Here is a 7,983-nt window from a genome sequence, read left to right on the forward strand (position 1 = left end):
CCTACGCCTCTGACCCCATTTCCTTCAACGCCGCCAGAAGTTGGGCCACCTCGCCTTCAGTGTTGTAATGGCAAAGGGAAATGCGGATGCAATCGGTCAGGCCCAAGGGGGTCAGGACATTGCCGCTGTAGTGATCGGCCTTGCGTGTATGGGTGCGAATGCCCTGCTGGTTCAGCGCCTCGACCACGTCTTCCGAGGCATGGCCGGCGACGACGATCGACACCAGACCCTCACGCGCCGGGTTGTCAGCACCGGCCAGAATGGTGATGTGATCCATGTCGCGCAGACCGGGCAGGTTGCCGGTGCCGTTGATCATCGCGTTCGTAAGATGCGTTTCGTAGTCATGGATGGCGTGGCCCGCCGCTTCGATCCGGTCGCGTCGGTCGGTGGCGTCGGACACCTCACTGCCCAACCAGTCGAAATAGTCGATGACATCGGACATGGTGGCAAAGCTGCCCGCGTCGCGGGTGCCAAACTCCCATCCGGAGGCGGGGGCGTCGATCAGCATGTCATGGGGCAGGGCAGTCAGCCGGTCCGATATCCAGGCAATGCCGTAGCCATGGCGCGAAAACACCTTGTAGGGCGAAATCGCATAGCCATCCACGTTGTAGGCTGTCAGGTCGAGCTGCCCATGGGCAGCGTGCTGGATGCCATCGACGATGATCATGCAATCGGGCGCAACGGCGCGGATCGCGGCCGCGATGCCTGCCACATCCATTGCCATCCCCGTAACGGGAGAGCCATGAAGGATCGTCGCCACCGCAACATCGGGGGTCATCAGGGCGGTGTAGTCCTCGGGCGTGACGCGGCCGGTGGCGTCGTCATGGGGCACGTTCAGATAATCGAGCCCGGCGATCTCGGCCCACCGGCGCGCGGCACTGCGGCTCGCGGGGTGTTCAATCGACGAGCCTATGACCTTCGCGCCCTTAGGCGCATTCACGCAAGCGGTGCGGATCAGGCGAAAGAGCAACTCGGTGCCGCTTTCCCCCGCAAAGAACTGACCACCCGGGGCATTCATGAACACGGCTAGGTCGGCCTTGGCCTTGTTGATCACGTTCTGCAGCCCCTGGCCGGCGGGATTGATGCGGCCGGGATTGTCGGGAAGCGCCGCGAATTTGGCAGAGGTCTGCACCACCGAATTCAGGGTCAGCGCACCGCCCGCATTTTCAAAGAATATGCGCGGGCCCTGAAAGGGGCAGCTGTCCACATGGGCAAAGCGCGCACGTATGGCGTCGAGAAGGGCGGGGTTGTCCTGAATCATCTGGGGCGTCCTGTCGGGTCATGTCCGGATGAGGCTATGGAAGACCGCTTTGACACGGAAGTGTCAAGCACTGCCCAAGCCCGGACCCGCGCATGGGGCCTCAGCGAATCCGAAACGTGGCGCTTCGGCCTTCTCCGCGGTCGACGGTGAAACGCATTTCGCGGGCGTTGCGGATCTCGACAAGTTGGCAGTTGAATGGAATTTCCCGGCCCGACCAATCCATCTCGCGACAGAAATACCCGTCCCTCCATTCCCAATGGCCGATCAGGGGCCAGTCGATCGCTTCACCCTCGATCCGGCCATCATCGCTGACGCTGAGCCTCACCCCGAAAAGCCCCAGACTCAGCTCGCGCCCGTTGACGATCTCAACAAAGGTGTCGCGGTCCCTTATCGGCTGAAATTCCTCCGCCGCAGCAACTGTTGACGCGCAGACAGCAGCCAAAAGTGTACAAGCGAACAGACGCATGTCGTCTCTCCCTCCAGAGTCCTTTGATCGGGACTACGATGGACGCAAGGGATCGGATCATTCTTCGGGGATTGCAGCGGAGGGGAAGAGGGTGATATCCAACCTTCTCTGTATTTCAGTGATTTGATATTAAAGGAGAAGTTGTCTCAAGCATGGCTTTGCCAAAGAACTGGTCCCCATAGACTACGGCTTTAAGCTCTTCCTCTCAGCCATAAGGATCGTCGCCATGTCGCAACGGGGGTCCTCGACCACGAAATCACAGACGCGCAATCCATTGGTATTCAGTATCGCCTCGTACTCGCTGAACGAAAGGCTCGCGTGGTAGACCTGATCGTCACCGACGCGTCCAACTTCCTCGCCCTCATTTGGTCCCACTGTCAGCATCAGTTTGCCGCCGGGCAGTACCAGCTCAGCCAACTTCGGGAGCACGGCGCGCTGTTCATCTTTCGTGAGATGAAAGAAGCTGTGCCACGCGATCACAGCGAGAAAGGCCCGTTCAAGCCGAATTTCGCGCATGTCCTGCACCAGCCAATCAGCGCTTGGAAAGCGGCTCTTTGCCAGGTCGATCATGGGTGAAGAGGCGTCGATCCCGGTCACTGCGAAGCCCCGCGAGAGGAAGTATCCCGCGATCGGATCTCCGGCACCACAGCCAATGTCGAGGACCGTGTCGCCCTCGCTCAGCCCTTCGACCATTCGATCCAGCCAAAGTCGTTCATGCAAACCCTTCGGACGTTCCCGATCGAAGCATTCCGCGTTGCGTTCGTAGACAGTTTGGGTTTGCAGGGCCAAATCCGCGATGGTCTTCATGGTTTTCCTCAATGCTTTGGGCACCGAATCCAGTGCCTTGGACACGGCCAGCTAAGGCGGTCATGGGCATAGTCGCAAGCGTGCCTATGCGGTGCAGGGCATTTGGGCTGAGGTTGCCGTTTTTCTCGGCGGGCCACTTGGCGTTGTGTCGGGCAATGACGGCACGGACAGTGTGGCGGGGGTCATCAATATCTCGAAGACGCGGCCGTGGACGATCTGCTATCTGAGGGTTCGGAAGACACGCTCATTGACGTCGTTGATCAGGGGCTGTCCGCCCAAGGCGAAGATCAACGTCATTCCCAAGACCCTGTCCGGGGTCTTGATGTCTTCGGCCATGAAGCAGCTGCTGTGATGGTGGCGGAGGGGATGGGCCTGACGTCGAACCTTCTCCACACTAACCTATTGAAATATAATAAATCTCAACTCATCTTCCGAACAAAGCCACTGCATCAGTCGACCACGACTGCTGATGCGGAGCAGGCGTCAGGTGACAGTGAACTGCCCCATCATGCCCGCATCCTCATGTTCGAGGATGTGGCAGTGAAACATGAACGGTGTCTCGCGGCTGGCGGGCTGGTCGAACCGGGCGAGGATCTCGGCCTCGCCAGGTACCAGCACAGTGTCTTTCCAGCCGGTGTTCTCGGGCCGCGGGGGGCCGCCGTTCTCGGTAATCACCCGAAAGCGGACGCCGTGGACGTGGAACGGATGCGCGACCATGGTGCTGCGGATCTGCCAGCGTTCGACCGATCCGAGCGCGACTTCGAAATCGATCCGCCGCATGTCAAAGGGACGCCCGTTGATGGCAAAGCCACCGCCGCCCATCATCATGCCCCCCATGCCCATGTCGAGCGAGACCTGCCGCGTCACGGCTTCGGCTCCGGACAAGTCCTCGGGCGCACCGTCCAACTGGTCTGGCAGGTGGGTTATCCGTGCGGACAGCGTGGAGTCGGTGGCGAACTGAAGGACGCCATAGGCCTGGCCCGGATCGCTCATCAGCACCGGCGCGCCACCCGACGAGAAATCGACAAGCACTTCGGCCCGTTCTCCGGGTGAAAGACGCAGCGCATCCAGGGCAACTGGAGCAGGCAGAAAGCCGCCGTCCGTCGCCACCAGGTGCATGGGCCGCGTGTCGTCCATGAACAGCGTGTAGATCCGTGCATTCGAGCCGTTGAGCAGGCGCAGGCGGACAATCCCCTCAGGCACGACCGCAGTCGCGCCGGCCTGACCATTGATAAGCATCCGGTTTCCGGCAAACCCATGCATGATGTCCATCATGGATGGGTCATAGATCATGCGTCCGGAGCGATCGAACCGACGATCCTGCAAAACAAGCGTCAGATCATCGATCCCATATGTTGAAGGCAGGCCACGGGCGTCATCCTGCCCGTCGGTCAGATGGATGACTCCGGCCAGCCCGAAATAGACCTGTTCGGGAATTCGTCCGTGCATGTGCGTATGATACCAGACGGTTGCCGGGTCCTGCGCGATGGTCAGGTCCGGGGTCCATGACGCACCTGGTTCTATCGCTTGTTGTGGTCCGCCATCATGCTCTCCGGGCACCAGAAGGCCATGCCAATGCGTTGTGATGGCTTCATCAAGGTTATTCTGAACTTCGGCGGCCAGATCGCCGTTTTGCATCACAACGGTCGGCCCCAGATAGCCCTGATTATATCCGGCGGTGGGTGTGCTGGCGCCACCGCCAAAGGCGGTGCTCCCCGGCGTTGCCGTCAGCGCCACTCGCCCCGTCTCCCGCGTATCGAGAAGCGGTGGCATGGCAAGGCGCGTTCGCGGTGTCTGTCCCTGCGCGAGGGCATGCCGGACGGACGATTGGGAAAGGACGCCAGCGGTCAGGATCGCTGCGGAGGTCGAAGTCAGGAAGTGGCGTCTTTTCATTTTATTCTTTCGGGGTCTTGGCTGGCAAACCCATTTGTGGCGGCCGAGGGTTCCTTGGCGCGCCAAGTTGCATCAGGAGGCCGAGGACCGTGGGCCGTGATTGCCTGCGCTCGACGCGCCTCAGATTACTCTTCCAGCAGCTTTTTGCGTTCAGTGAACTCGGTCGAGTCGATTTCGCCCTTGGCGTAGCGCTCTTTCAAAAGCGTCATGGCACGATCATGTGTGGCATGGCCGCCGACGGCGGGGCCGGCTGCGCCGAACAGGCGCAGGAGATAGATGATCCCAGCAACGATCCCGACCACGATCAGGATCATGAAGATCGGTCCAAGTACCATTCCAAAGCCCCCCCATTGGCTGCCACCCCACATCATGTCATGACCATAATATAAGCGGCCGTCGCGCCCGGGGATTTCTCCCACCTGTGCCATCACTGACGTTGCGGCAAAGCAGAGTGCACTTGCCGTAGTCGGGGCAATTGCCCAATTCCGGAGTTTCATCTCGTCACACCTCTCGCATGGCAGTGGATTCCGCCATCTCTGGACAACTATAAATCTGGAAAGCGGTGCGCAGACCATGATCCATGACAAGACGGCAGCGCAAAAACATTCTAGCATGCAACGAAGCTGCGCGCGAGTTGACGGTAGAACGAATGCTCTGATTTTGCTTCGCAAGGCCGATTTCCGTGCCAATTTGCCAAGTCAGCAGCTTCGAACCCCAAAATACAAGGATTGCAGTTCAATGGCTTACACGATCAATCGAATGATCTCCGGCTCGGGGATCGACGATGTCGACGCTCGGGCGCGAAAGACGCTGGCCGATCACGGCTTCGGCGTTCTGACCGAGATCGACGTCAAGGCGACGATGAAGAAGAAGCTCGATGTCGAGATGCCGGCCTATCGCATCCTTGGCGCCTGCAACCCGAAGATGGCGCATCAGGCGATCGGGATCGAACCGCGTGTGGGCGCGATGCTGCCCTGCAACGTCATCCTTCGCGAAGTCGAGGGTGGGGTCGAAGTCAGCGCCATCGACCCGGTGGCGTCGATGCAGGCGATTGAGAACGCCGATTTGACGGCCGTGGCGGGCAAGGTGCGCGATCTTCTGGCGAAGGCCGTCGCGGCAATCTGAGATGACCCTGCGTGCCGCTATTCTCGCGGGCCTCGCGATCCTCGGGATCGTCCTGCTCGGCGTCTGGTTGGTCGCGCCCTCGGTATTCGCCGAGGCGCGCAGCCTTCTGGAGCCCAAGCGTCTGGAAATGCTGGTGGCGCGCGCCGGTCTCTGGGGGCCGGTCCTGATCGTCACGCTCATGACCCTTGCGGTCGTGGCCAGCCCCATCCCGAGCGCGCCGATCGCACTGGCGGCCGGAGCGGCCTACGGACATCTCTGGGGGACCGTGCAGGTCGTCATCGGCGCCGAGCTCGGGGCGCTGATCGCCTTCGGTCTCGCACGGGTTCTGGGGCATGATGTCTTGCGGCGGGTGTTCGGTGATCGCGTCGATGCCGGGCTTCTCGGCTCGCAGACCGCGTTGACGGCGACGGTTCTTGCCAGCCGCCTGATGCCCTTCGTGTCATTCGACATGATCAGCTACGCGGCCGGACTGAGCCGATTGCACGCCTGGCGTTTCGCCTTGGCAACTCTGGCGGGGATCATACCGGCAAGCTTCCTGCTGGCCCATTTCGGCGGTGAGGCGGTTAGCGGAGACCTCGGCCGCGCGACATGGGCGGTGCTGGGACTCGGGCTTGTGACGGGGCTGCCGCTGCTCTGGGTGGCGCTGCGGCAAAAGCCTGAAAAGGAAAATCCATGACGAAAAGCGATTACGAGAAGAACAGCATTACTCTCCCGGGTGCTGTGGCCATGGGAACCGGCGTAATGATCGGCGCGGGCATCTTCGCCTTGACCGGCCAGATCGCCGAGCTTGCCGGGCCGCTCTTCCCGCTCTCGTTCATCGTGGGCGCCATCGTGACCGCGTTCAGCGCCTACACCTACATCAAGATGTCGAACGCATACCCGTCTGCGGGCGGCATCGGGATGATCCTGAAGAAGGCCTACGGCCCGACAACGGTCGCGGCGGGCGCCGCCCTTCTGATGGCGCTGTCGATGGTGATCAACGAAAGCCTCGTCGCGCGCACCTTCGGCACCTACACGCTGCGGGCGTTCGGTGGCGATCCGGACAGCGTGCTGGTGCCAATCCTCGGCGTCGGGCTGATCGTCTTCGCCTGGCTCGTGAACGTATCGGGCAACCGGTCGGTCGGGCTGTTCTCCATCGTCATGGCCGTTCTCAAGGTGGGCGGCATCGCGCTTTTCGGGGCAGCAGGCCTCTGGGCGAGCGGCATCTCGTTCGAGGCGACGGGTGGAGACATGGGCGCCACCGGCTTCGTGGCGTCGGTTGCGCTGTCGATCCTGGCCTTCAAGGGCTTCACGACCATCACCAACAGCGGCGCAGAGGTCACCGACCCGCACCGCAATGTGGGCCGGGCCATCATCTGGTCGATTGCCATCTGCGTCGTCGTCTATCTGCTGGTGGCCTTCGCGGTCGGCTCCAGCCTGCCGCTCGACCGTATCGTGGCGGCGAAGGACTACGCGCTGGCCGAAGCGGCCCAGCCCTCCCTCGGTCAGACCGGCTTCTACCTGACGGTGGCGCTGGCGCTGGTGGCCACGGCGTCAGGTCTGATCGCCAGCGTGTTCGCGGTCTCGCGGATGCTGGCGATGCTGACCGACATGAAAATGATCCCGCACAGCCATTTCGGGATGCCGGGCACGATCAAGGACCACACGCTCGTCTACACGGTCGTGATCGCGGGCTTTCTCACGGTCTTCTTCGACCTCAGCCGCATCGCCTCGCTCGGGGCCTTCTTCTATCTGGTGATGGACATGATCATCCATTTCGGCGTGTTCCGGCATCTGCGCGAGGACATCGGCGCGCGGGGCTGGGTGTTGCTGACGGCCATCGCGCTTGATGCCGTGGTGCTGGCCGCATTCGCCGCGATGAAATGGCAGTCCGACCCCCTCATCGTCGTCCTGGGCGCGATCGGCATGGCGCTGGTGTTCCTGTTTGTCGGGATCTTCCTCGCACGCAATCCCGCCCCGGAAGATGCTCACGACCACCAATGAAAGAGCTTGAGCTTCCAACGGCTGGAGGCTGCAAGCTGAAACGAAATACTGAAAGGCTGGCAGAACATGGAGCATGATCACCAACACGCGGCGCCCGACATTCCGGCGGGGACAGAGACGACGAAGGACCCGGTCTGCGGGATGACGGTCGCGGTGAAGCCGGATGGGCGACACGCGGAGTTCCAAGGCGAGACCTTCCATTTCTGCTCGGAGAAGTGCCAGACGAAGTTCAATGCCGATCCCTGGTTCTACGCCTCGGGCCGGGCGGCCGGGCAGAAGAAGGCTGCTCCGGCCAACGTCCAGTACACCTGCCCGATCTGCGGCATGGCACTGGAGCCGATGGTTCCCTCGGACGAGCCGAGCGAGGAGTTTGGAATGCCCCTTCTGAACTGGTCCGACGTTATGATTAGGAAACGGAGGACCGAGAATGGCGCACAAGAGACACAAG

The 7,983-nt window shown here is 61.5% G+C and carries 10 protein-coding genes; 5 read left to right on the top strand and 5 right to left on the bottom strand.

Annotation, left to right across the window (positions count from 1 at the left end; all coding sequences use genetic code 11):
- Window position 1: 1 nt before the first annotated feature.
- From ACROHD_RS08490 to ACROHD_RS08500, 3 genes are all read right to left on the bottom strand, one after another.
- Entirely contained in the window at window positions 2-1,261 is a 1,260-nt protein-coding gene (locus tag ACROHD_RS08490) for an aminotransferase class V-fold PLP-dependent enzyme (protein WP_432677181.1), read from the bottom strand.
- A 100-nt stretch (window positions 1,262-1,361) separates the two neighbouring features.
- Window positions 1,362-1,727, bottom strand: coding sequence for a dihydrodipicolinate reductase (locus tag ACROHD_RS08495; RefSeq protein ID WP_432677182.1), 366 nt, complete (start codon window positions 1,725-1,727; stop codon window positions 1,362-1,364).
- Window positions 1,728-1,910: 183 nt separating this feature from the next.
- A complete protein-coding gene (locus ACROHD_RS08500; RefSeq protein ID WP_432677184.1) occupies window positions 1,911-2,534 on the bottom strand; it encodes a class I SAM-dependent methyltransferase in 624 nt (207 codons plus the stop codon).
- Window positions 2,535-2,625: 91 nt separating this feature from the next.
- Between ACROHD_RS08500 and ACROHD_RS08505 the strand changes: the two genes are divergently transcribed.
- Window positions 2,626-2,886 carry a hypothetical protein gene (locus ACROHD_RS08505; protein WP_432677186.1) on the top strand — a complete coding sequence of 87 codons (261 nt, stop codon included), beginning with the start codon at window positions 2,626-2,628 and terminating at the stop codon, window positions 2,884-2,886.
- A 131-nt stretch (window positions 2,887-3,017) separates the two neighbouring features.
- Here ACROHD_RS08505 and ACROHD_RS08510 read toward each other — a convergent pair whose 3' ends face one another.
- Both ACROHD_RS08510 and ACROHD_RS08515 read right to left on the bottom strand, forming a co-directional pair.
- Window positions 3,018-4,427, bottom strand: a complete 1,410-nt coding sequence (locus ACROHD_RS08510) for a multicopper oxidase domain-containing protein (protein ID WP_432677187.1) — start codon at window positions 4,425-4,427, stop codon at window positions 3,018-3,020.
- Between the two features lie 125 nt (window positions 4,428-4,552).
- On the bottom strand, window positions 4,553-4,855 hold the full coding sequence (locus ACROHD_RS08515; RefSeq protein ID WP_432677188.1) for an SHOCT domain-containing protein: 303 nt from the start codon (window positions 4,853-4,855) through the stop codon (window positions 4,553-4,555).
- Between the two features lie 310 nt (window positions 4,856-5,165).
- Here ACROHD_RS08515 and ACROHD_RS08520 point away from each other — a divergent pair, with 310 nt between their 5' ends.
- From ACROHD_RS08520 to ACROHD_RS08535, 4 genes are all read left to right on the top strand, one after another.
- Complete coding sequence (locus tag ACROHD_RS08520) at window positions 5,166-5,552, top strand: DUF302 domain-containing protein (protein ID WP_432677190.1); 387 nt, start codon at window positions 5,166-5,168, stop codon at window positions 5,550-5,552.
- A gap of 1 nt (window position 5,553) precedes the next feature.
- Entirely contained in the window at window positions 5,554-6,228 is a 675-nt protein-coding gene (locus tag ACROHD_RS08525; RefSeq protein ID WP_432677191.1) for a TVP38/TMEM64 family protein, read from the top strand.
- Window positions 6,225-7,535 (top strand): APC family permease, encoded by a 1,311-nt coding sequence (locus ACROHD_RS08530; protein WP_432677192.1) that lies wholly within the window; start codon window positions 6,225-6,227, stop codon window positions 7,533-7,535. Before ACROHD_RS08525 ends, ACROHD_RS08530 begins: the two co-directional genes overlap by 4 nt.
- A gap of 66 nt (window positions 7,536-7,601) precedes the next feature.
- Window positions 7,602-7,983 (top strand): YHS domain-containing protein (locus ACROHD_RS08535; RefSeq protein ID WP_432677193.1); only part of this gene is annotated, 382 nt, incomplete at its 3' end.

This window comes from Nioella aestuarii, from assembly GCF_050896395.1.
GTDB classification, from domain to species: Bacteria; Pseudomonadota; Alphaproteobacteria; order Rhodobacterales; family Rhodobacteraceae; genus Nioella; species Nioella aestuarii.